Here is a 23392-nt window from a genome sequence, read left to right on the forward strand (position 1 = left end):
TATCAGTTTATTGCCAGCTTGGTGATATCAACCGGCATCCCATTCAGTCTTCCGTTCCATGTCAGCGGATCAACTTCGTCGTAGTTGATGATCCTGTTGACGTTGACCCCGGGGTTTGCGCTCGCAACGTTCAGTTTGCCGTCGAGCATTTCATGCCCCCAGCCATGGGGAATGGAAACAACACCGGGCGAGAGTGTGTCGCTCACCTCCGCCGGAATATCGATCGCAGCCTTCGGCGTGGAAACACGCAACAGATCACCGGACTTTACTCCCAGGGTGGCTGCATCTTGCGGGTTGATTTGCGCGGTACATTCCCGGGTTGGGTGCTGCATCTTCTTCAGGTTGTGGAACCAAGAGTTGTTGGAGCGCAACTGACGCCGTCCAATAAGGGTGAAGCGCGGTCGCGCTTCACCAAGCCATGTCATCAGCCGGTCCAGCTCGGTCCCAATAATGTCGTGAACGGCCTCAATACGCCCGGACACCGTGCGTAGTGCCTCCGGCAGACGTGGAACCAGCGGCCCACAATCAACGCCCTGCGGCGAGTCCTTGAGGGTTTGCAGCGATATACCTTCGCGACTGCCAAAGCCGTCTCCGAATGGTCCAATGCGCAATCCAAAATCCATGCGCCGTTCCATGGGTTCAAGAGCGCGTAGGGCAGTCATGATCTCTTTAGGATTTCGGCCTTCGATTGCCGACTCGGGTAGCTGCGTCATTGCCTCAACGGTCGCCACCAGCGTTGCATCTTCCAGAGCATCAATATCAGCGTCCCAGCCGTGCCCCTGAGCAATTGCCATAAGCCGAAGCAATGTCTCCCGATCGCTACGCTCATGTGTTTCCAGAGCGCGGTATTGCTGTGTGTACCGCCCGTAGTTGCGCACTGTGAACCTGTAAAGGTAGGCGTCGTAATTGGCCCGGGCGAGCCTTGGCGGCGAAGGCAGAACGACGTCGGCCTTGGATGCTGTTTCGCCCTGATAGATATCCAGGCATACAAGCAGGTCGAGCCCATCAATGGCTGTAGCCATTCGTTGCGTATCCGGGCTGGCAGTGATGGGATTTCCTGCCAGGCAGAATAGCGCGCGTATCTTTCCTTCACCCGGGGTGTCCATCTCCTCTGCCATGCAGGCCATCGGCATCTGTCCGACGACCTCAGGTGCGCCACTGACACGGGACTTCCATTTGCCAACCGTGAAACCAGCGCCGACACCGGATGGACCAATGGTATTTGGCTGAGCAAGGAGCGGCTTGGGGAACATGGATCCGCCAATCACATCAAGGTTGCCGGCAAAGATGTTGACCATGTCCATCAACCAGCAGGTGAGCGATGAAAAAAGCTGTGTAGTCGTGCCGATCCGGCCATAGACGGTCGCAGCCTCTGTTTCCCTTAGTTCGGTGGCCAGTCTGACAATCGTTTCTGCGTCAATGCCACACGCATCCGCTACCGCCGCAGGCGTAAAGGGAGCAAGCCACTTTTCTATTGTCCCTAGATCATCAACAAGCGAGAGCGCCGTTGTTTCCGGTGGGCCGAGTTTGAGCAGTGTATGCGCCACTCCCGCCAGAAATGCAGCGTCACCGGAAGGCGTAATGGGAACATACTCGCTTGCGCGGGATGCGGTCATTGTGTGGCGCGGATCAAATACGACTGTCCGCCCGCCGCGCTCATGTACTTTCTGCATACGGCCCAGGAAACCAGGCGCGACCATCATGCTGCCATTGGATTCTGCTGGGTTGGCTCCCATGATCCAGACAAGCTGGCTGCGGTCGATGTCCGGCACGTAGAGTGCAAATTCGTCCCCGTACAAGAGGCCGGACATTACTTGCCTTGGATTCTGATCAAGGCTTGCCGCAGTAAACAGGTTGGTGGTGCCGAGCGCTTTCGCCAAGTCTTCGAAATAGGTGATGATGTTCAGGTTGTGAGCAGCGGCATTGCCGACGTAAACACTCGTGGCCTGGGGACCATGCTCCTCAAGGATTGCGGTTAGTCGATTGTCTATGAATGCGTAAGCTTCTTCCCAACTCGCAGGCTGCAGCTCTCCGTTTTTTCTGAGAAGCGGCGTGCGGACGCGGTCCGGGTCTGCCTCAAGGTCGGGAATAGCGGCGCCCTTGGCGCAGATGAATCCGCCCGACAAGGCGTCATCCCGGTCAGCTACCACTTTGAGTATCCGGCCATCCTCTACGGTCATGACTGCGCCGCAGGAGGCTTCGCAAAGGCTGCAGGTGGTCCGGACGTGATCCATCGGTCGCTCCCCAAAGGCAATTTTTGTTTCTTTGAAAAATAGTTTATCACGTTAAGTGTCTGGCGCTAGCTCCTCGTTGCAAGGTGACTATGAACTTCACCAAAGCTGAGGTCCGAAGCCAAAAACACCAGCCCTTGCGCCTCAGGCCCTAACCCCTTATACCGCCCCGTAATCCACATGCGAGGGACGGGGTGTCAGGGCCCGCAAAAGCGTAGTTTTTGGCGCATTTGCACACATTCCTGCCAGTCCATCCGGTGCGGTCCGGGCTTCTAGCCAGCCGCTCTTCCTCCCTTGCAGAGGCTGAACCGGAAAACAAAAGGAGCAAGGCACATGGCCCTGCCAGAATACTCTATGCGCCAACTGCTGGAAGCAGGCGTACACTTTGGACACCAAAGCCACCGCTGGAACCCGAAAATGGGCCAGTTCATCTTCGGCGTCCGCGACAACATCCACATCATTGATCTTGCTCAGACCGTGCCACTGTTGCACCAGGCCCTTGTTGCACTAAGCGACGTTGCCGCCGGTGGCGGTCGCGTCTTGTTTGTCGGCACCAAGCGGCAGGCGTCCAACCCAATTGCAGAATCTGCACGTCGCTGCGCCCAGTATTACATCAATTATCGCTGGCTTGGCGGTACGTTGACCAACTGGAAGACCGTGTCCGCGTCCATCAAGAAATTGCGCGAATATGATGAGCAGCTGGCGGATGAAAGCCTGCGCCTCACGAAGAAAGAGCGTCTGGTTCTCACACGTAACCGCGACAAGCTTGACCAGGCAATTGGCGGTATCCGCGATATGGGCGGTGTACCTGACCTGATTTTTGTTGTGGATACCAACAAGGAACAGATTGCAATTCAGGAAGCGGCGAAGCTGGGTATCCCAGTCATTGCCGTCCTTGACTCCAATTCAGATCCTTCCGGCATCACGTACCCGATCCCGGGTAACGACGATGCCTCTCGCGCTATTTCGCTCTATTGCGATCTGGCATCCCGCGCTGTGCTTGACGGTATCTCGCGCAGTCAGGGCGGTGCCGCGTTTGACCCAGGCGAAGCTGACGAGCCGATTGCGGAAGTACTTCCCGAAGAGCCTGTGGCTGAAGCAGTTGCTGAGGCTCCGGCAGAAGAAGCAGCACCTGCAGAAACTGCCTAACGCATTTGCCGCATGACACTCTGCTGCTTGCAGAGTGTCATGCTGGCGACGCATCGGGACGCTAAGGCCATGGCGAGGAATTGCCAGGTGCAAGGTGCCCAAACCCCATTTAGACAAACACCAAAGAGGATCACCCAATGGCCAATATTACTGCCAGCATGGTGAAAGAGCTCCGCGACTCTACCGGCGCGGGCATGATGGACTGCAAAGCAGCCCTCAAGGAAACCGACGGCGACATGGAAGCCGCCATTGATTGGCTGCGCACCAAGGGCCTTTCAAAAGCTGCCAAGAAGTCAGGCCGCGTTGCTGCTGAGGGCCTTGTTGCTGTTGCCGTTGAAGGCACACGCGGCGTTGTTCTGGAAGTAAACTCAGAAACCGACTTCGTGGCTCGCAACGAAGGTTTCCAGGAAATGGTTTCCGGCATTGCTGGTGTGGCTGCTTCTACAGGTGGCGACTTCGAAGCGCTCAAGAGCGCGGAATTCCCAGGTGCTGGAAAGTCGGTTGCAGATCATGTGACTGCAATGGTCGGCACCATCGGCGAAAACATGACCTTGCGTCGCAGCGATAGCCTCGAAGTAAGTGCAGGAGCGGTTGCCGCTTACGTACATAATCAGGTTGCCCCGGGTCTTGGCAAAATCGGCGTGCTGGTCGCGCTTGAATCTACAGGGGACGCCGCAAAGCTCAACGAACTGGGCCGCCAGGTCGCAATGCATGTTGCCGCCACCAACCCACTTGCGCTGACCGAAGCTGATCTTGATCAGGCGGTAGTGGAAAAGGAACGCGAAGTACTCTCCGCGGAAGCACGTGAAAGTGGTAAACCCGAAGAGATCATTGGCAAGATGGTCGAAGGTCGTATCCGCAAATTCTACGAAGAAGTCGTGCTCTCAAAGCAGGCTTTCGTGATTGATCCGGATAATACCGTCGAAAAAGCGATCAAGAACGCTGAAGGCGATGTTGGCGCCCCGATTGCACTCAAGGGCTTCAAGCGCTTCGAGCTTGGCGAAGGCATCGAGAAGGAAGAGACGGATTTTGCTGCCGAAGTTGCAGCTGCCGCCAATTCCTAGGCTTTCTACTCAGACGGGACGCTCTGGAAACTGAGCCTCGCATCGTCCAATATGCAGCGCCGCCGCCTCGAATGAGTCGGCGGCGCAGTACCATCTACTGCCCACTTTTGCTGTTAGTCGCCGTCGGAGCCTTGTTCATGTCCGAGCCTCAGTACAAACGCGTGCTCCTGAAAGTGTCTGGTGAGGCACTGATGGGCGAAGAGGCCTACGGCATTGATCTCAATGTTGTGCAGCGCATTGCCGGTGAGGTGAAGGAAGCCCTGGCGATTGGCGTGGAAGTTTGCCTTGTGATTGGCGGCGGTAATATTTTTCGTGGCCTCAAGGGGGCTGCAGAAGGCATGGACCGAGCCAGCGCTGACTACATGGGCATGCTGGCAACTGTCATGAATGCCCTGGCAGTTCAAAACGGCCTTGAGCAACAAGGTGTCCCCACACGGGTCCTCTCCGCTATTCCCATGACGACTGTCTGCGAGCCCTACATCCGCCGCCGCGCTGTGCGTCACATGGAAAAGGGCCGAGTGGTTATTTTTGCAGCGGGTACTGGCAATCCGTTTTTCACGACAGACACAGCCGCCGCGTTGCGGGCGTCCGAAATGGGGTGTGATGCTCTGATGAAGGGCACACAGGTTGATGGTGTCTACACTGCTGACCCTAAGCTCGACCCTGATGCGAAACGCTATGAGCGGCTTGGGTACATGCAGGTGCTGGCAGATGATCTTAAGGTCATGGATGCCTCCGCAATCAGCCTGTGTCGCGACAATTCAATTCCGATCGTGGTCTTCAATATTCATGAGACCGGCGAGTTTGGCCGGGTTCTCAAGGGTGAAGGCCGTGCAACAATAGTTGAGAACGAAGCAGCCTGACGCGCGAGCAATTCGCCTTTGCCCCGTGATTGCACGACAGACCTAAGGAGAGCCAACATGGCCGAAGACGGATCAGGTGTAGACCTGGATGACATCGAACTGCGCATGCATGGCGCACTCGACAATTTGATGAGTGAATTTGGCGGCCTGCGCACTGGCCGCGCGTCAGCATCACTGCTTGACCCGGTGATGGTCGATGCCTACGGCGCAAAAACACCCCTCAATCAGGTGGGTAATGTGTCGGTTCCCGAGCCACGCCTGATTACGGTCTCAGTCTGGGACAAGGGACTCGTAGGTCCGGTTGAGAAGGCCATTCGTGACGCAGGTTTGGGCGTAAACCCGGTTGCAGACGGTACGCTTATCCGTGTCGGTATCCCGGAACTCAACGAAGAGCGTCGCGTTGAATTGACCAAGGTTGCCGGCAAATACGCTGAAGCTGCCCGTGTCTCTGTGCGCAATGTGCGTCGGGATGCGATGGATCATCTTAAAAAAGCCGAAAAGGGTGGTGATATCGGCAAGGACGATCACAAAAAGCTGTCTGAGAAGGTTCAGGGCCTGACAGACAAAGCTGTCGCTGACGTTGATGCTGCCCTAGCCACCAAAGAAGCGGAGATTATGCAGGTATAAGGCGAGTTTTCGTCTGTTTTCGGCAGTTTTGCCGGTAACGTGCACTCAACGCTTTACCTGATACTCTTGGTCCATGCATCGAGCAGAAGCCCCAGTCCCATCTGACCAAAGCACCGCTGACCAGCAGGTGCTTGAGGAATGGTCTGCGCCACAGGCTGTGAATGCAGCACTGCCAAGGCACGTGGCTATCATCATGGATGGCAATGGGCGCTGGGCAGCAAAGCGGCATCTGCCCCGGAAGCTTGGCCATCGACAGGGCGTGGAAACCGTCCGGCGCATGGTGCGTGCGGTGGGTGAACGCGGCATTCCCTATCTGACACTTTTTGGTTTCTCTACGGAGAACTGGCGTCGCCCGCCGGACGAGGTGGAGGACCTGATGGGCCTGCTGCGCCTCTACATCCGTCGTGACCTTGCGGAACTTCACAAGAATAATGTCCGTATTCGGATTATTGGATCGCGTGAAGGTTTGGCAGACGACATTGTGCGGATGATTGCAGAAGCAGAAGAACTGACGGCAGGCAATGCTGGTCTGCGATTGACCATTGCCTTCAACTACGGCGGGCAGAGTGAAATCACACGGGCTACGTTGCGCATTGCGGAAGCTGTGGCGCGCGGTGACCTCAATCCTTGTGATATCACGCCGGACACCGTGGCAGACCATTTGGACACTCATGATCTGCCGGACCCCGATCTCATAATCCGGACGAGCGGCGACAAACGCCTATCCAATTTCCTGATCTGGCAAGCGGCGTATGCTGAGTTGGTTTTTGTGGATACGCTTTGGCCTGATTTCAACGACGATGTGTTGGGCGAGGCACTTGCGGATTATGCCTCGCGCGAACGGCGCTTTGGTGCGAGAGAGCCATGGACACCCCAGCCGTAGGCGCCTCAGGCGACAATGGAACGTCTCCGTCCGATGATGGGGACAACGTCCCGCCGCGTCCGCCACGCTCCAAGGAATTATTCCTGCGGATAGCGTCTGCTGCGGTGCTCGCACCTGGCGCGATCTACCTCGTCTATCTGGGCGGGTTGGCGTTCACTGCGTTGATCATGCTTGCTGCGGTGCTCATGACATATGAATGGGCGCGCCTAGTGCGCGGCAGCCATCTGAATGCCGACTATGTCATCCACGCTGTAACCGCGATCATTGCTGTCGGGCTAGCCGGAGCAGGCATGCCCCTGTTTGCCTTACTCGCGGCTGCGGTAGGATTTGCCGTGGCTATGGGAGTGGTCGTGTGGCGGGACGAAGGCAAGCGCTGGCCCATGATCGGTTTTCCTTACATCCTGCTCCCCTGCATTGCCATCGTATGGTTACGTTCCGGTGGCGATTGGGGCATGTGGACGCTTTACTGGCTGCTCGCTGTCGTTTGGGCAACCGACATAATGGCGTTTGTGACCGGTCGCACGATTGGCGGGCCCAAACTGGCGCCACGTTTTTCGCCGGCTAAAACATGGTCCGGCCTTCTGGGGGGAGTCGCCGGGGCCTCGGTAGCAGGGGCCGCAACCTCGATTATTCTGGGGTTGGACTCGCCCATTCTGCTTGCGTTGATAAGTGGTGCCACAGCTGTGATTGCCCAGATTGGTGATATCGCCGAATCTGCCTTGAAACGGTATGCCGATGTGAAAGACTCAGGGGCTCTTATCCCCGGCCATGGGGGCGTTTTGGATCGGGTGGATGGGCTAATTTTTGCTGCAGTTGCTACAGCCTTTGTGGCTCTGATCGGCATTCTTGCCGAAGAGGGAAAAGGCATCGGTTTGGGGATTTTTGTCTTATGAGCATTGCCGTGGATACCAACCCTGCTGAAAGCAGCAGTAAGGCACCCAAAAGCATCTGCGTGCTTGGTTCCACCGGTTCGGTGGGCACATCCACTCTTGATTTGGTGGCGCGTGATCCGGGCCGATTTCAAATTGATGCTCTGACCGCAAACTCGAACGTCGACCTGCTTGCCAAACAGGCCCGTGATTTCGGAGCACGCTTCGCCGTTGTTGCGAACCCGGACAAATATCAGGATCTCAAAGATGCACTGGCCGGCTCTGGTGTTGAAGCTGCGGCAGGTGCTGATGCGCTGAACGAGGCAGCCGATCGCGATTCCGAATTTGTCATGGGTGCCATTGTAGGGGCCGCTGGACTTCAGCCAACGCTCACCGCCGCGAAACGCGGCGCATGCGTTGCTCTTGCCAACAAGGAGTGTCTTGTCAGCGCCGGCACTGTTTTCCTGGAAGCAGTGAAGAATGCGGGTGCGACGCTGCTCCCGGTCGACTCCGAGCACAATGCGATTTTTCAGGTGCTTGAAACAGAAAACCATGAGGCGGTGGAGAAGATTATTCTAACGGCGTCCGGTGGTCCGTTTCGTACCTGGCAGAAATCCAGAATGGAAGTTGCAACGCCGGCGCAGGCCGTGGCGCACCCCAACTGGTCGATGGGCGCAAAGATATCGGTCGACTCCGCTACTTTGATGAACAAAGGGCTGGAGGTCATCGAGGCTTACTACCTGTTTGGTGTTGAACCCAATCAGCTGGAAGTGATCGTGCATCCCCAATCTGTCATCCATTCCATGGTCGCCTATACAGATGGATCGGTGCTGGCGCAGCTCGGGTCTCCAGACATGCGCATTCCGATTGCACACACCATGGCCTGGCCGGAGCGAATGGCCACGCCTTCGCCGCGTCTTGATCTTGCTGAAGTTGCCCAGTTGACCTTCGAAGCCCCTGATTTAGAACGCTTTCCAGCGCTGAGGCTGGCGCTTGCCGCCTTGCAAACCGGGGGGGCGGCACCTACACTCCTCAACGCTGCCAACGAGGTGGGCGTTGCAGCATTTCTAGGCGAAGAAGTCGGTTTTCTCGACATTGCGGCGATTGTTGAGGAAACCATGTCACGCGCATTATCGCAGGGGTTGGATGCGGCACCCGCAAACCTTGAAGATGTGCTGATGCTTGACCAGGCCGGGCGTGTCATTGCGAGTGAATTGGTTGCAATACGCCGAACGTAACAAATCGAGGGAGTGCCACCCATGGGTGCTCTCAAAAGACGCGAGCAATGAAGGTTAGGGTCACCACCTAAATGGATTTCATCTCCGGACTATTCGGGTACGTCATACCCTTCATCTTCGTCCTGTCTCTTGTCGTGTTCATTCACGAGATGGGCCATTTTTTGGTCGCACGCTGGTTTGGCGTCATCGTTGAGCAATTCTCAATTGGTTTTGGGCGTGAGATCGTCGGTTGGACCGACAAGAACAACACGCGTTGGAAAATCGGTTGGCTGCCGCTTGGCGGCTACGTGAAATTCCTCGGCGATGAGAATGCAGCCAGCACGCCTGACAAAGAAGCCTTGTCGAGCCTGCCTGAAGAAATCCGCAAAGACTGCTTTCAGTTCAAGCCACTGCATGCACGTGCCGCTGTTGTGGCCGCAGGACCTGTGGCCAACTTCCTTTTGGCCATTGTCATCTTTGCGTTCATGTACTCCGTCATCGGACAAAGCGTAACAGCGCCACGTGTGGATGAGGTGCAGCCCGACGGCGCTGCTGCGGACGCGGGCTTCTTACCGGGCGACCTTGTGGTCTCAATTGACGGCAGCGCAATCGCGAGCTTCAACGATATGCAACGTATCGTGTCGACAAGTCCGGAAAGGGTCTTGGCCTTCACGGTTGAACGCGATGGATCGTTGGTGGATCTCGAAGTTGTTCCTCAGCTGCGTGAAATCACCGACCGTTTCGGCAATACGCAGAGTATCGGATTGATCGGCCTGACCCGCAAAAACGCGGAAGGTGACATCACTACAGTGCGCTACAACCCGGCTGTGGCGGTCTGGAAGGGCGTTGAGGAAACAGGTTTCATCATTTCAACGACGATGACCTATCTGGGCGACATCATCGTCGGTCGCCAGGACGCGGACCAATTGGGCGGTCCACTGAGAATCGCACAGGTCTCAGGGCAGGTCGCGACACTTGGATTGATCGCTCTGTTGAACCTTGCAGCCATTTTGTCGGTCTCAATTGGCCTGTTAAACTTGTTCCCGGTTCCCATGCTCGATGGGGGCCATCTGCTGTATTATGCAGCGGAAGCGGTTCGTGGGGAGCCATTGGGGGAAAAAGCGCAGGAATACGGCTTTCGTATTGGGTTAGCAGCCGTTATGTCTTTGATGCTTTTTGCAACATGGAATGATTTGGTTCACCTGCGGGTCTTCGACTATATCGGCTCTGTATTTTCCTGATTTTGGCCGTTTTTAATGGTTTTCCTGAGTTTTTGGGGCAGAACACGTGAATTTCAATAGGCCTGAAAACAGGCGGGGATACATGAAAAAGACGATGCCGGTCCGCATGTTGCGCCGCGTTTCTGCCATTTCAATGCTGGCGGCGATGGCGTTCAGCACCTCTGCTGCTGCTCAATTGGGCCCTGCGGCACCCGGTGCCCCCTCGCAGGCCACGTCGGCGGCTCAGGTTCCATCTGGGAATGAACTTGTTGTTGAGCGGATCGACGTCGAGGGAAACCAGCGCGTCGAGGCTGAAACGGTTCGCTCGTACATGACTATCCGCGAAGGTCAGACGGCTGACGCAAGGGCCATTGATGACAGCCTGAAGACACTTTTTGCCACCGGGCTTTTTGCTGACGTGTCTATTCGCGAAAGTGGTGCGGGACTGATTGTAACCGTGGTTGAAAATCCCATCATCAACCGTGTTGCATTCGAGGGCAATTACCGCATCGATGACGAAGACCTTGAATCAGAAACGGAACTGAAACCTCGCGTCGTTTTCACGCGCTCACGCGTTCAAAGCGACCTGCAGCGAATTATTGAGCTCTACAGGCGCAAGGGTAACTTCGCCGCGGCGATTGAGCCGAAGATCATTCAGCTGCCGCAAAATCGAGTGGATCTTGCATACGAGATTTCTGAGGGCCCTGAGACGGGTGTTGCCAGCATCAAATTTGTTGGCAACAAGGCCTACTCAGACGGTGATCTGCGCGGTGAAATCGCAACGTCAGAATCCGCCTGGTGGAAGTTCCTCTCGACCAACGACAACTATGACCCTGATCGTCTGACATTTGACCGGGAGTTGCTGCGCCGCTTCTATCTTACAAATGGATATGCCGACTTTCGGGTTTTGTCTTCGGTGGCTGAAATGGCGCCAGACGGCAGTGAGTTTTTTGTCACCTTTACGGTCGAAGAAGGCGAACTCTATACATTCGGAGACATTGAGGTTGCGACCGAGCTGGAACGGCTCAATCCCGAAGAACTTCGTGCACTGATCGAAATTGAAGATGGTGATGAATACGACGCGTCTCGTATTGACGAAGCAGTGGACGCCCTGACATTCGCCGCTGGTACGGAAGGTTACGCCTTTTCGGACGTGCGCCCGCGTGTCCGTCGAGACCGTGAGAACCGCAAGATCAACATCACCTTCCGCGTCGACGAAGGTCCGCGGGTTTATGTTGAACGTATCAACATCAACGGCAATACCCGCACGTTGGACCGTGTGATCCGCCGCGAAATGCGGCTGGCTGAAGGTGACGCGTTCAACCGAGTCCTTCTGAGCCGCTCGCGTGATCGCATTCGCGCACTTGGCCTTTTCGCGAACGTAGAAGTGAGCGAAGAACCCGGGTCACAAGAGGACCAGACGGTAATCAGCGTGGATGTTGAAGAGCAATCAACCGGCGAGTTGTCGATTGGCGCTGGTTTCTCGTCAGACGCAGGCATCGTCGGCGACATCGCCATCGTTGAACGCAACCTGCTTGGCCGTGGCCAGTTCTTGCGCCTCCGGCTGTCTCTCTCGGGCGACCGTCAACAGATCGACCTGCGCTTTACAGAGCCTTACTTCATGGGCCGCAACCTGAGTGCTGGCATCGATCTGTTTGGTACCGAGAGCGATTTTCAGGATGAGTCCGGCTATGACTTCCAGCGAACTGGCGCCGGTGTGCGATTTGGTTTCCCCATGGGCGAGTTCTCGTCGCTGCAATTGCGAACGAGTTATGTCCGCGAGGAAATCAAGAACGTATCCAGCCGCGCGTCGCTCTCAGTCTTGGCCGCAGAGGGTGTCGCCGATTCTCATCTGATTGGGTACACCTACTCCATTGATGAGCGAGACGATCCTGAAGCACCGACCTCAGGGTATACGTTCTTCTTTGATCAGACGGCCGGCACGCCATTGGGAGACAATCGGTTCCTTGCCACAGAGGGAGGAACCGCATTCTTCCACGGCTTCAATGAGGACTTTGTGCTGTCGCTTCGGCTCGATGGCGGGTACGTCTTGGGCTACGATGGTCAGGACGTCCGGCTCAACAACCGTTTCTTCAAAGGTGGGTCAAGCTTCCGAGGGTTTGAACCATCAGGCGTTGGTCCACGAGACCTAACAACGGATGACGCACTAGGTGGCAATGCTTATGCAATTGGTACCGCGCAGATTTCAGTTCCCCTGTTCCTTCCTGAGGAACTCGGGATCAAAGGCGCATTCTTTACAGAGTTTGGTAGTGTTGGCGTTAGCGACGAGCAAGACCGTTTTCTGGTGGTCAACAACCTCTTGACCTTCAGCAATATTCAGGACGATTTCTCGCTGCGTGCGTCCGGCGGGTTTAGTGTCTTCTGGGAATCGCCGTTCGGTCCGGTTCGAGTTGATCTGGCCGAAGCCTTCATCAAGGAAGACTACGACAAAACCCAGTTCTTCAGGTTCAGCGCGGGCACGAGCTTCTAATCATGACAAAAAGAACACCTTTCACGTTCCGCAATATCTCGTTGCTCCTGATAGCAGCTGCCCTGTTTGCATCTGCAATGGTGCCTGCGTCGGCTCAGGTGCCCCCGGCGCGCGCGCTGTTTCTTGATTTGGATACGGTGTTCAGCCAATCCGAAGTGGGCAAAGACATCAGATCACAGCTTCAGGTTATGCTGTCTGACATTTCCGCCCGGGAGAAAACCACAGCCGAGGGTTATGTGGAGAGGGAACGGGTCCTTCTGGCGAGCGCACGCGATCGCGACCCAGCCGTTTTGCAAAATGAATGGGAGGCCCTTCAGGCCGAAAAAGAGGGCAGCGGCAACCTTTTCCAGATTGAACGTACAGCCGTCCAGTCTGCTTCCAACAACGCACGTCGCCAGGTGAATGCTGTTTTGAATGAAATCATGCAGGGCATTCTGGTGGAGCGTGGTGCCAACATGGTGATGTCTGTAGGCGCAGTACATGTGGGTGGTGTGGACTATGACATCACAGCTGAGGTAATCGCGCGACTCGACAAAAGGATGCCGGCACTCAAGGTTGAACGTCCCCGGTAACTCCAGGTGAAGATCGGGAACACTCTGTGCGACCATGGTGTTTCGTAACAAGGCAAATTAGAGCACATGGCTGATCCGCGCTTTTTCACCAAGTCCGGTCCGTTCACTCTTGAGCGGATTGCTCAAGAGGTCGGAGCGACAATTGGGTCGGGTGCTTCTGAGCAAGAATTCGCCGACGTGGCGCCGCTGGATTCGGCCACCGCTTCAGACGTCAGCTTTTTTGATAATCCACGCTACAAAGACGCATTGTCGGCAACCAAGGCTGGCGCCGTCATTCTGGCGCCGGCTTCCGTTGAGTTGGCACCCGCAGGCGTGTCTTTGCTCGTAACAGATGCTCCGTATCCAGCATATGCGTCTGCTGCCATGATGTTCTACCCGCATCTGCCGCGCAGCGACGAAACACTGATAAGTCCGTCCTCTCATGTCGATCCGTCGGCGAAAATCGGATCGTCGGTCAGAATAGACGCAGGTGCTGTGATTAGCGCCAATGTGGAGATTGGTGAAGGAACATCGATTGGTGCCAACGCGGTGATTGGGCGTGGTGTGCAGATCGGTCGGGAATGTGCGATTGCACCAAACGTAACGTTGACTCATGCATTGGTGGGCGACCGGGTAATCATTCACCCCGGTGCTCGTATTGGTCAGGATGGTTTTGGGTTCGCCATGGGGCCTAACGGTCACCAGAAGATACCGCAGCTTGGGCGCGTTATTTTGCAAGACGATGTGGATATCGGTGCGAACACGACCATCGATCGCGGGGCCGGTCCCGACACGGTGATCGGACAAGGAAGTAAAATCGACAATCAGGTTCAGCTTGGGCACAACGTTTCTGTCGGCCGCGGGTGCATCATTGTCTCTCAGGTGGGCATTTCCGGCTCTGCAAAACTTGGCAACTATGTCGTTGCTGGCGGGCAGGTTGGTATTGCGGGACATCTGGAAATTGGTGATGGAGCTATGCTAGCGGCGCGCACTGGTGTTCCGAGCGATCTTGAAGGTGGCCAGCAATACGGTGGGACACCTGCGCGACCCGTGGCACAATGGCGGCGCGAACTGGCGGCGGTGGCAATTCTGGCCAAACGCAAGAAGAAGAAAAAAGCAACTTAGGTCCGTTAACGGGCAAGTACGACAATTAGCGATTCTGCGAGATACGAAATGGCTGAAGACACACCAACACCAAAAGGCGACATGCAGGTCGCTGACATCATGCGGGTCATGCAACTGCTTCCGCATCGCTACCCCATGTTGCTGATCGACAGGATCATCGATATTGATGGCGATAAGTCGGCTGTGGGCATTAAGAACGTCACGATCAACGAGCCGCATTTCCAAGGACACTTTCCAGACATGCCTGTGATGCCGGGCGTGCTAATTGTTGAAGCCATGGCTCAGACCGCCGGTGCCGTTGTCATGAACAATATGGGCGCCGTCGCTGACACAAAGACAGTCTATTTCATGACCATCGATGGAGCGCGCTTCCGCAAGCCGGTCGTACCAGGAGATGTTCTTGAACTACATGTATCCATGATCCGTTCTCGAGGTCCTGTCTGGAAGTACTCAGGCAAGGCCATGGTGGGTGATAGCTTGGTTGCAGAAGCCGAATTCAGCGCAATGATAGCTGACCGAGATGCAAGCCAGGGAACGCAGCCACCAAAGATTGCAAAAGCTCAAGCCAAACCAACGGGAGATGCCTAATGGCCATCCATCCGACCGCTGTCGTGGCGGACGGTGCCCAACTAGGCAGTGATGTCGAAATTGGTCCCTACAGCGTTGTCGGCAAGAATGCCGTTCTTGGTGACGGCGCCGTCCTGCACAGCCATGTGGTCGTTGACGGCTGGACCACGATTGGAGGTGGGACGCACATATTCCCGTTCGCCTCAATTGGAAATCCACCGCAGGACAAGAAATTTCTTGGTGAAAAAACCGAGCTGATTATCGGCAAGAACAACGTCATACGCGAAGGTGTGACGATCAATCCTGGCACCCAGAATGGCGGCGGGTTTACACGAATAGGCGATGGTGGCCTGTTCATGGCGGGTTCGCACGTCGCCCATGACTGTCAGGTTGGGGACAATGTCATCTTTGCGAACAATGCCACGATTGGTGGTCACTGCAATGTCGGCGATTTTGCCTTCATGTCGGGCCTAACGGCAGCGCATCAGTTCGTGCGTATCGGCAAGCATGCCATCGTTGGCGGCATGTCTGGCGTCGAGAAAGACGTTATTCCGTATGGCTCAGTTCTTGGAAACCGTGCTGTTCTCAAAGGTCTCAATATCGTCGGGCTGAAACGCCGTGGTTTTTCAAGGGACCAGATCCATACTTTGCGGCGGGCCTACCGACTTCTCTTTGCGGAAGAGGGAACGTTGCAGGAGCGTGTTGCCGACGTTGCCGACGAATTTGGGGACAATGAATCCGTCATGGATATCGTGGAATTCATTCGTGCTGACACCAAGCGCAAATTGGTGACGCCACGCTCAGATGGAAATGGCCACTCCAACGTCGACGAGTAGGTCAGGCGGCGGGATCTGACGATGCGCAAACTAGGTATTATCGCCGGCTCTGGACCGGTTCCCTTGAAGCTGGCCGAGGCTTGCACCGCGATGGGGCGACCGCTGTATGTCATTGGCATTGAGGGTGAGGCGCGTCCAGAGATTGAGACCTATGATCACGGATGGTCTCGCCTGGGCGCAATTGGCAATGCACTGGATCTACTGAAAAAGGCCGAATGTGAGGATGTATGCATCATCGGTCCTGTCAAAAGGCCGGATTTTTCCAAGCTGAAACTTGACTGGACAGGCACCAAACTTCTGCCGCGCGTGCTGAATGCAGCGCGCAAGGGTGATGATGCATTGCTATCGTTCTTCGTACGCTGGATGGAAGAGCAGGGGTTTGCGGTAGTCGGTGCAGAAGATGTGCTTGGCGACCTTGTTGCACCAGAGGGCGCCGTTGGCACCATATCGCCGGGCGAAACGGCCCTGAAGGATATCGAACTCGGTAAGCAGGTTGTCCATGCATTGGACAACCTAGATGTGGGGCAGGGCGCGATCGCGTGCGATGGGCTGGTGCTGGCTGTCGAAGCAGCCGAGGGAACGGATGAGATGCTCCGCAGGACCGGTGAACTGCCTATAACAGTCCGCGGCACGCCTGAAAACCGGCGCGGTGTCCTAGTCAAGCTACCAAAACCATCTCAGGACCGCCGTGTCGACCTGCCAATGATGGGAACAAAAACTGTGGAACTGGCCGCGGCGTCTGGGCTTGCTGGAATTGCAATCGAGGCAGGTGGCGCGATCGTTTTCGATCGTAGCGAAGTCGCAAGACTCGCAGACGAAGTGGGAATGTTTGTCTACGCCTTCCCGAAGACAAGTGTTGGCCAGCCTGAATGAGCCAACTCCCTGAGGTTCAATCAAGGCCACTGCGCGTGATGCTCATCGCAGGTGAGCCATCGGGGGACATTCTCGGTGCGGAGTTGATGACCAGCATTCGCAGGTCGTCCCCAGTGTCCGTTGAGTTTCTTGGCATTGGTGGCGATCGGATGACGGCGGAAGGACTCGACAGTCTTGTGGACATGTCCGAGATAGCCGTCATGGGGCTTCGCGAGGTTGTTCCCAGGATTCCGCTCATTCTGCGGCGTGTTGCAGAAACAGCGCGTAATGCTGTGGCAGCTGACCCTCACGTGGTGGTTATCATCGATTCACCGGACTTCACGCACCGGGTTGCCAAGAGCATTGCAAAACAGGCGCCGCATATTCCCATCATCAACTATGTGTCTCCACAGGTTTGGGCGTGGCGTCAGGGCCGGGCGGCCAAAATGGCGACATACCTCAGTCATGTGCTGGCACTGTTGCCCTTCGAGCCAGCTTTCTACGCCGAGAAGTCAACGCTTCCATGTACTTTCGTTGGTCATCCCGTGCTGGAGCGTGTGCAGCTAGGTGGCGGCGAAGCATTCAGGGTGCGGCACAACATTGCCAAAGATGCACCAGTGCTCGCTCTATTGCCTGGCAGTCGGCCAAATGAAGTGAAGGGGCTGATCGCCATCTTTCTTGAGACAGCCCGGCGACTACGCCGAGAGATGCCCGATTTGGTGGTAGTCCTGCCGACAGTACCTAATGTTTCTGCCTTGGTGCGCGAAAAGCTGGCAGGAGAAAGCCTGCCGCTCATTCTGGTCGAAGATCAGGCAGAAAAATTTGCGGCCTTTGATGCTGCAGATGCCGCTCTGGCGGCCTCAGGCACTGTTTCTCTTGAGTTGGGCCTCGCACGTGTGCCGACAGTTATCGGTTATCGGATCGAGCGACTTGCTGCCTTCATTATTCGCCGGTTGGCGAAAGTCGAAAGCATTGTGCTTGCCAATCTGGTGCTGGGACGCAAAGTCATTCCGGAGTATCTGCAGGAAGAATGCGAACCTGAGACACTGGCCCGTGCACTTGCCCCCTTGATGACGGACACGCCGGAACGAGCAGAGATGATCACGGCCCTCAGTGAAATGCGCAGGCGTCTTGGTGACGACGGTGGGCTGAAGCCAGCGGACCGTGCTGCCGAGGTCGTGCTCTCGATTGGGCTTCCGGAACAAGAACGCCGGGCCGCTCAACTGCCGCTATAGCGGTAGGGAGCGACCCGGCGCCGGGTCTTGCAGAAATCCAAAGAGTCTAGCGGCTGCTACGCTCAGTGTATTCGCGGGTCGGATAGCCGGTGTAGAGCTGACGAGGACGACCAATGCGCTGGCTCGGATCCTCGATCATTTCTTTCCACTGGGCTATCCAGCCAACGGTTCGGGCCAGAGCAAACAGAACCGTGAACATGTCTGTCGGGAAGCCCAGCGCACGCAGTGTGATGCCTGAATAGAAATCGATGTTCGGGTAGAGCTTCTTCTCAACAAAGTACTCATCCTCAAGTGCGATCTTCTCAAGCTCCATGGCCACGTTCAGGAGCGGATCGTCTTTGATGCCGAGCGTCTGTAGAACTTCATGACACGTCTCCTGCATCACCGTCGCACGTGGGTCGTAGTTCTTGTACACACGGTGACCAAAGCCCATCAGACGGAACGGGTCGTTCTTGTCCTTTGCCTTCTCAACATATTCTGGAATGCGGTCAACACTGCCAATTTCCATGAGCATCTCGAGAGCTGCTTCATTGGCACCGCCGTGGCTTGGGCCCCAGAGGCAGGCAATGCCAGCTGCAATGCATGCAAACGGGTTGGCCCCGGATGAACCAGCAAGGCGGACAGTCGATGTGGAAGCATTCTGCTCATGGTCAGCATGCAGAATAAAAATGCGATCCATGGCGCGTGCCAGAACAGGATCAACTTTGTATTCTTCAGCTGGAACCGCGAAGCACATATGCAGGAAGTTTTCAGCATATGAGAGGTTATTCTTCGGGTACACGAATGGCTGACCCATTGAGTACTTGAACGCCATCGCCGCAAGTGTCGGCATCTTGGCAATTAGACGTCGGCTTGCGATCATCCGCTGTTCTGGATCATTGATGTCGGTGGAGTCGTGATAGAACGCGGACAGCGCGCCAACCACTCCGGTCATGATCGCCATAGGGTGTGCGTCACGGCGGAAGCCGCGATACAGGTAATTCAGCTGCTCATGAACCATGGTGTGGTAGGTGATGGCGCGCTCAAATTCCTGATACTGGCTTTCAGTCGGCAGGTCACCTTCCAGAAGCAGGTAGCATGTCTCGATGAAATCACCTTTTTCCGCGAGCTGACCAATCGGGTAACCACGGTGCAGCAGGATACCCTTTTCCCCGTCGATGAATGTGATCTTGCTTTCGCAGCTTGCCGTTGAGGTGAAGCCAGGGTCATAGGTGAAACGGCCGCTCTGTCCGTAGAATTTGGAGATGTCTACAACATCTGGTCCTTCGGAACCGGCATAGACCGGAAGGTCGTAGCTGTTGCCTTCCACATCGATCTTGGCGGTGGCTTTGGGACCACCCTTCATTCCGTACTCATTCATAGCTCTAAAGCCCCGTTGTTATGTCGGCTGATTTTCAGCGCCGGCAGTGCCGGCGTGCTGGAAAATCGTCCGGGTTAGTCCAAAAGTCCGCGCATATGTCTTTTTGCTTTTGCGTGGTCTTCGTTGTGTTGGCCACCTCTTCTCACTTAGGCAGCCTGATCCTTGATGCGGGCAAGACATTCGTCTTTGCCCAATACGGCCAGCACATCAAATATGCCAGGCGATGTCGTTGTCCCGGTCAAAGCTGCGCGCAAGGGCTGCGCAACTTTTCCAAGCTTGAGTTCTTTTTCATCAGCAAAATCGCGCACCGCGGCTTCAAGGCCGTCCAGCGTCCAGGAAGGGAGTGCCTCTAGCTTTGGCGCAATCCCCGTAAGCACTCCACGACCATCATCATCGAGCAGTTTTGCCGCTTTGTCGGACATGGCAAGCGGCCGTGTTTCGATCAGGAAACGGGCGCTTTCCGCCAGGTCGTCAATGGTCTTTGCGCGTTCCTTGAGTCCAGGCATGGCGGTGATCAGAGCGTCGCGCGTGTCATCGGTCACCTGCCAGCCTTTGACATCCGTCATCATGCGCAGGGTTTCATTTGCCAGACGTGTATCATCTGCCTCACGCATATGAATGCCATTGAGGTTGGCAAGTTTCACAAAGTCGAACTTGGCGGGTGACTTGCCGATCGCATCAAGGCCAAACCACTCAATGGCCTGATCTGTTGAAAACACTTCATCGTCACCATGGCTCCAGCCAAGCCGCGCAAGGTAATTTCGCATGGCTTCAGGCAGGAAACCCATATCTCGATATTCTTCGGCACCCATTGCGCCATGTCGCTTGGAAAGCTTCGCACCATCAGCACCATGGATCATCGGCACATGGGCATACTCGGGAACGTCCCAGCCTAGTGCCGTCATCAGGTTTATCTGACGTGCGGCATTGGTGAGGTGGTCATCTCCACGGATCACATGGGTGATGTTCATGTCGTGATCATCAACCACCACTGAGAGCATGTATGTTGGAGACCCGTCTGAGCGAAGCAGGATGTAGTCGTCCAACACGGCATTTGGGATGGTCACGTCGCCCTGGACATGATCACGGATAACGGTTTCACCGTCACGCGGCATCTTGATGCGAATGACGGGTTCAACACCCTCAGGAGCCTCAGCAGGATCGCGGTCTCGCCATCGGCCATCATAGCCTTGCGGCTTTCCTTCAGCCTTTGCAGCCTCGCGCATTTCTGCAAGGTCTTCCTTAGAGGCGTAGCACCTGTATGCCTTGCCATCTGCCAAAAGTTGATTGGCAACATCAGCATGGCGATTGCGCTGCGCATATTGGAAGACGACATCCTCGTCCCATTCCAGTCCAAGCCACCGCATACCTTCGAAAATGGCTTCAACAGCTTCATCCGTTGATCGGGCCCGGTCTGTATCTTCGATCCGCAGTAGAAATTGGCCGCCATGATGACGGGCAAACAGCCAGCTGAACAAAGCAGTGCGCGTGCCACCAATGTGCAGAAAACCAGTGGGTGAGGGAGCAAATCGGGTGCGAACCGTTTTGCTGCCTTGGGATGTGGAGGCGCCAGCCGGCATCAATCGTCCTTTGTCTGTCCTATCCACGTGGGTGCGTGCGTAGCCTTCTGGCCTCAAGGCCTGCAACAAATGACCCGCCGTCGTCATGGCAGGTCCCGCATCCGCTTGGGGGCGTGGGTGAAACTCTTGAGACCGTCGCAGATACGCTGCGTCCAGGTCCCAAAAGTCAGGCGGTTTTTAACATATCAGCGCTCGGCGCGATACGTTGCAGTGCACCCAATATTGAACAACAACCAAACACGACTTTTTGGTGCAAAATGCCCCCTCTGATAGCAGTCATGGCGCACTGAGGGGACAAAATCACTTTAGAAACAAGAAGATATCAGGGGTGGGGCCGCCGAAGCGTAGAGGTGCAGTCGGTTTTTTGCGTCCGCTGGCAGCAAATTGTGAAAATGGCTGGGCAGGAGCAGGACCGACTGACGCTATGGATTCCGGTGTTTTTTGGTGCTGGCGTGGTCCTGTATTTCGCCCGTCAAACCGAGCCTGCTGTCTGGGTAGCACCCTTCTTCCTGGGGTCTACGCTGTGCGCGCTGTCACTCGTTCGCCAGTCTTTGCTGCCAATGATGGTTCTGTCCGCTGTCGCAGCGCTTATGGCTGGATTTGCGACCGCGGACTGGCGTGCGGCGCGAGTTGATGCGCCAGCTTTGGACAGGGCGATTAGGTCCATATCCATTGAAGGCATCTTGTTGGAAAAGACCAACCGGGCAGAAGGTGGGACTCGGGTGGTCATTGCGCCAACGCGCCTTGGCCGCCAGATGAAGGAGGGAATGCCAGCCCGCATCCGCATCAATGTTCGGACGCAGATGGACAGGGTTCAGCCGGGTGATGTTGTGTCGGTGCGCGCGGGCCTGATGCCACCGCCGGGTCCGGCGGCACCGGGCGCTTTTGACTTTGGGCGGCAGGCATATTTTCGCCAGCTTGGAGCAGTGGGCTATGCACTATCGCCGCTCTCTCACGTCGCTCCGGCTCCGAACACATGGAGCGCCTGCCTGCGGTTTTGCGTCAGTAGACTGCGTAATGATCTGACAGAGCGGATTGTCACCGCGCTTCCACCGCCTCAGGGCGCCATCGCGGCGGCACTAATGACAGGCGACAGGGGGGGCATTCCCGAAAGCGTGCTGCAGGATCTGCGGGACACCGGTCTGGCGCATCTCCTGGCAATTTCAGGACTGCACATGGCCTTGTTTGCGGGCGCAATTTTTTGGGGTGTGCGAGGGCTGTTGGCCTTGCTACCGGCTTTGGCATTGAGGGTGCCCATAAAAAAATGGGCGGCCGCAGCAGCGCTCATTGGAGGTTTTGGATATCTGCTTATCTCTGGTGGGTCCGTTGCAACACAGCGCGCGTTCGTAATGTTCACGCTGATTTTCGTTGCGGTCATGTTAGATCGCCCCGCCATCACCATGCGCAACGTCGCGCTGGCAGCAATGATCGTAATGGTACTGACGCCCGAAGCTGTCATGGAAGCCAGCTTCCAGATGTCGTTTTCAGCAGCAGTTGCTCTGGTCGCCTTTTATGAGGCATCCCGTCCCTGGCTCAGCCGTTGGAACAGCGCGATGGCAGAACGCGGCTTGGTGGCCAAAGGGGTGCTGTACCTAGGCGGCATTGCACTAACCTCAATTGTTGCGTCATTGGCCACCGCACCGTTTGCGGCGTTCCACTTCAACAGGGTTGTGGATTTCGGTCTTGTGGCCAATCTCGCTGCGATGCCCATTGTTGGTTTTGTCGTTATGCCGGCGTCACTTTTGGCCTTCCTTGCAATACCTTTCGGACTGGAAGCTATTCCTCTTTGGGCTGCCGGTCAGGGCATCTCGCTTATCACTACGGTTGCCGACACAGTTGCGAGTTGGCCCGGCGCGATTACGGCGGTTCCCGCAATGCCTGATGCGTCATTGGCCCTCCTCATTGTTGGCGGGCTGTGGATGGCCTTGTGGTCCACGTTACTGCGGTGGATGGGGCTGATTGGACCACTTCTGGGAATCACGTTGGCAATGACAAGTCCGTATCCGGACGTTCTGGTAGACCGAGACGCTGAACTTGTCGCAGTGCGAGATGTGAATGAACAGCTCGCCCTTAGCGCGTCCAGGCGTGCCGGGTTTTCTGCTGAAACGTGGCTGAGGCGCGATGCTGACTTGAGGTCTCAAAAGGTAGCCGCCGCAAGCCTGTTTGCTTGTGATGCGGAAGGGTGTGCCGCCCGACATCCCGACATTGGATTGATTTCTGTGCCCCGAACCTGGCGTGGTTTGGTCGAAGACTGTGACGAGGCAAAGATCATTGTGACCGATACATATGCACCCTTGGCTTGCCGAGTTCCGGTCATAATCGACAGGAGTGCATTGCAGCGACGCGGTTCACATGCGCTTTACGTTGATGCACACATGCCAACAGGCGTTCGCGTTGTTACAGCATGTGATGTGTCCGGCAATCGTCCCTGGACGCGTTGCCGACCATGAGGTTTTGGGCTGACACAAATCCGCCTGAATAGACCTGGACTGTACGAGTTGGCAGGACCACAAAGATGTTCGGAGGTATCAATGCCGTCATTTAACCCATTCAAACGCAGGACACCCCAACCAACTCCGCCTTCAAGTGGTGATCCGGTGAAGGATATGACAGAGGTTCTCCTGCGGATTGAAGCGCATCTGAGAGATCTGTCAGTCCGCGCAAAATCGATC

Annotated in this window: 18 protein-coding genes and 1 pseudogene; 16 read left to right on the forward strand and 3 right to left on the reverse strand. The window is 56.0% G+C overall.

Translation table 11 applies throughout. From position 1 onward, the window contains the following. Window positions 1–2 precede the first annotated feature (2 nt). Window positions 3–2234: a molybdopterin-dependent oxidoreductase gene (locus BN1012_RS05885; RefSeq protein ID WP_043948908.1), complete on the reverse strand. Its 2232-nt coding sequence runs from the start codon at window positions 2232–2234 to the stop codon at window positions 3–5. 330 nt (window positions 2235–2564) lie between these two features. Here BN1012_RS05885 and rpsB point away from each other — a divergent pair. The 15 genes and pseudogenes from rpsB to lpxB form a co-directional block, all read left to right on the forward strand. Then, window positions 2565–3356: pseudogene (gene rpsB / locus BN1012_RS05890) on the forward strand (30S ribosomal protein S2); the annotation flags it as partial. 161 nt (window positions 3357–3517) lie between these two features. Beyond that, window positions 3518–4444, forward strand: coding sequence for a translation elongation factor Ts (gene tsf, locus BN1012_RS05895; RefSeq protein WP_043948910.1), 927 nt, complete (start codon window positions 3518–3520; stop codon window positions 4442–4444). A 137-nt stretch (window positions 4445–4581) separates the two neighbouring features. Continuing rightward, window positions 4582–5307 carry a UMP kinase gene (gene pyrH, locus BN1012_RS05900; RefSeq protein WP_122381347.1) on the forward strand — a complete coding sequence of 242 codons (726 nt, stop codon included), beginning with the start codon at window positions 4582–4584 and terminating at the stop codon, window positions 5305–5307. Between the two features lie 57 nt (window positions 5308–5364). Beyond that, window positions 5365–5934: a ribosome recycling factor gene (gene frr / locus BN1012_RS05905; RefSeq protein WP_043948911.1), complete on the forward strand. Its 570-nt coding sequence runs from the start codon at window positions 5365–5367 to the stop codon at window positions 5932–5934. A gap of 73 nt (window positions 5935–6007) precedes the next feature. After that, window positions 6008–6817 (forward strand): isoprenyl transferase, encoded by an 810-nt coding sequence (locus tag BN1012_RS05910; RefSeq protein WP_081826244.1) that lies wholly within the window; start codon window positions 6008–6010, stop codon window positions 6815–6817. Next, window positions 6799–7710 carry a phosphatidate cytidylyltransferase gene (locus BN1012_RS05915; RefSeq protein ID WP_052534682.1) on the forward strand — a complete coding sequence of 304 codons (912 nt, stop codon included), beginning with the start codon at window positions 6799–6801 and terminating at the stop codon, window positions 7708–7710. The genes BN1012_RS05910 and BN1012_RS05915 overlap by 19 nt, the downstream gene beginning before the upstream one ends. Beyond that, window positions 7707–8924, forward strand: a complete 1218-nt coding sequence (locus tag BN1012_RS05920; RefSeq protein WP_043948912.1) for a 1-deoxy-D-xylulose-5-phosphate reductoisomerase — start codon at window positions 7707–7709, stop codon at window positions 8922–8924. Before BN1012_RS05915 ends, BN1012_RS05920 begins: the two co-directional genes overlap by 4 nt. 71 nt (window positions 8925–8995) lie before the next feature. Further along, window positions 8996–10144 (forward strand): RIP metalloprotease RseP, encoded by a 1149-nt coding sequence (gene rseP / locus BN1012_RS05925; RefSeq protein WP_043948913.1) that lies wholly within the window; start codon window positions 8996–8998, stop codon window positions 10142–10144. Between the two features lie 82 nt (window positions 10145–10226). Then, complete coding sequence (gene bamA, locus BN1012_RS05930) at window positions 10227–12614, forward strand: outer membrane protein assembly factor BamA (RefSeq protein WP_197538341.1); 2388 nt, start codon at window positions 10227–10229, stop codon at window positions 12612–12614. A gap of 2 nt (window positions 12615–12616) precedes the next feature. Continuing rightward, window positions 12617–13186 (forward strand): OmpH family outer membrane protein, encoded by a 570-nt coding sequence (locus tag BN1012_RS05935; protein WP_043948914.1) that lies wholly within the window; start codon window positions 12617–12619, stop codon window positions 13184–13186. Between the two features lie 66 nt (window positions 13187–13252). Beyond that, window positions 13253–14290, forward strand: a complete 1038-nt coding sequence (gene lpxD / locus BN1012_RS05940; RefSeq protein WP_043948915.1) for a UDP-3-O-(3-hydroxymyristoyl)glucosamine N-acyltransferase — start codon at window positions 13253–13255, stop codon at window positions 14288–14290. Window positions 14291–14338: 48 nt separating this feature from the next. Further along, window positions 14339–14878, forward strand: a complete 540-nt coding sequence (gene fabZ, locus BN1012_RS05945; RefSeq protein WP_043948916.1) for a 3-hydroxyacyl-ACP dehydratase FabZ — start codon at window positions 14339–14341, stop codon at window positions 14876–14878. Beyond that, entirely contained in the window at window positions 14878–15693 is an 816-nt protein-coding gene (lpxA, locus tag BN1012_RS05950) for an acyl-ACP--UDP-N-acetylglucosamine O-acyltransferase (RefSeq protein WP_043948917.1), read from the forward strand. The genes fabZ and lpxA overlap by 1 nt, the downstream gene beginning before the upstream one ends. Before the next feature lie 21 nt (window positions 15694–15714). After that, window positions 15715–16566: an LpxI family protein gene (locus BN1012_RS05955; protein ID WP_043948918.1), complete on the forward strand. Its 852-nt coding sequence runs from the start codon at window positions 15715–15717 to the stop codon at window positions 16564–16566. Continuing rightward, window positions 16563–17780, forward strand: a complete 1218-nt coding sequence (lpxB, locus tag BN1012_RS05960) for a lipid-A-disaccharide synthase (protein WP_043948919.1) — start codon at window positions 16563–16565, stop codon at window positions 17778–17780. The genes BN1012_RS05955 and lpxB overlap by 4 nt, the downstream gene beginning before the upstream one ends. A 46-nt stretch (window positions 17781–17826) precedes the next feature. Here the strand turns inward: lpxB and gltA are convergent, their stop codons facing one another. Then, window positions 17827–19125 (reverse strand): citrate synthase, encoded by a 1299-nt coding sequence (gene gltA / locus BN1012_RS05965; protein WP_043948920.1) that lies wholly within the window; start codon window positions 19123–19125, stop codon window positions 17827–17829. A gap of 161 nt (window positions 19126–19286) precedes the next feature. Next, entirely contained in the window at window positions 19287–20720 is a 1434-nt protein-coding gene (gltX, locus tag BN1012_RS05970; RefSeq protein WP_043950705.1) for a glutamate--tRNA ligase, read from the reverse strand. Between the two features lie 392 nt (window positions 20721–21112). Between gltX and BN1012_RS05975 the strand changes: the two genes are divergently transcribed. Beyond that, a complete protein-coding gene (locus tag BN1012_RS05975; RefSeq protein ID WP_052534686.1) occupies window positions 21113–23170 on the forward strand; it encodes a ComEC/Rec2 family competence protein in 2058 nt (685 codons plus the stop codon). Window positions 23171–23392 lie beyond the last annotated feature (222 nt).

The organism is Candidatus Phaeomarinobacter ectocarpi (assembly GCF_000689395.1).
Lineage (GTDB): Bacteria > Pseudomonadota > Alphaproteobacteria > CGMCC-115125 > CGMCC-115125 > Pyruvatibacter > Pyruvatibacter ectocarpi.

Bases quoted from the DNA above. Each gene is read 5' to 3' on its own strand.
- fabZ (WP_043948916.1), top strand. From the start codon at position 14,339: ATGGCTGAAGACACACCAACACCAAAAGGCGACATGCAGGTCGCTGAC.
- BN1012_RS05910 (WP_081826244.1), top strand. From the start codon at position 6,008: ATGCATCGAGCAGAAGCCCCAGTCCCATCTGACCAAAGCACCGCTGAC.
- gltX (WP_043950705.1), bottom strand. From the start codon at position 20,720: ATGCCGGCTGGCGCCTCCACATCCCAAGGCAGCAAAACGGTTCGCACC.
- gltA (WP_043948920.1), bottom strand. From the start codon at position 19,125: ATGAAGGGTGGTCCCAAAGCCACCGCCAAGATCGATGTGGAAGGCAAC.
- lpxD (WP_043948915.1), top strand. From the start codon at position 13,253: ATGGCTGATCCGCGCTTTTTCACCAAGTCCGGTCCGTTCACTCTTGAG.
- pyrH (WP_122381347.1), top strand. From the start codon at position 4,582: ATGTCCGAGCCTCAGTACAAACGCGTGCTCCTGAAAGTGTCTGGTGAG.
- BN1012_RS05920 (WP_043948912.1), top strand. From the start codon at position 7,707: ATGAGCATTGCCGTGGATACCAACCCTGCTGAAAGCAGCAGTAAGGCA.
- lpxA (WP_043948917.1), top strand. From the start codon at position 14,878: ATGGCCATCCATCCGACCGCTGTCGTGGCGGACGGTGCCCAACTAGGC.
- BN1012_RS05885 (WP_043948908.1), bottom strand. From the start codon at position 2,234: ATGGATCACGTCCGGACCACCTGCAGCCTTTGCGAAGCCTCCTGCGGC.
- frr (WP_043948911.1), top strand. From the start codon at position 5,365: ATGGCCGAAGACGGATCAGGTGTAGACCTGGATGACATCGAACTGCGC.
- BN1012_RS05915 (WP_052534682.1), top strand. From the start codon at position 6,799: ATGGACACCCCAGCCGTAGGCGCCTCAGGCGACAATGGAACGTCTCCG.
- BN1012_RS05935 (WP_043948914.1), top strand. From the start codon at position 12,617: ATGACAAAAAGAACACCTTTCACGTTCCGCAATATCTCGTTGCTCCTG.
- tsf (WP_043948910.1), top strand. From the start codon at position 3,518: ATGGCCAATATTACTGCCAGCATGGTGAAAGAGCTCCGCGACTCTACC.
- rseP (WP_043948913.1), top strand. From the start codon at position 8,996: ATGGATTTCATCTCCGGACTATTCGGGTACGTCATACCCTTCATCTTC.
- bamA (WP_197538341.1), top strand. From the start codon at position 10,227: ATGAAAAAGACGATGCCGGTCCGCATGTTGCGCCGCGTTTCTGCCATT.
- BN1012_RS05975 (WP_052534686.1), top strand. From the start codon at position 21,113: ATGGCTGGGCAGGAGCAGGACCGACTGACGCTATGGATTCCGGTGTTT.
- BN1012_RS05955 (WP_043948918.1), top strand. From the start codon at position 15,715: ATGCGCAAACTAGGTATTATCGCCGGCTCTGGACCGGTTCCCTTGAAG.
- lpxB (WP_043948919.1), top strand. From the start codon at position 16,563: ATGAGCCAACTCCCTGAGGTTCAATCAAGGCCACTGCGCGTGATGCTC.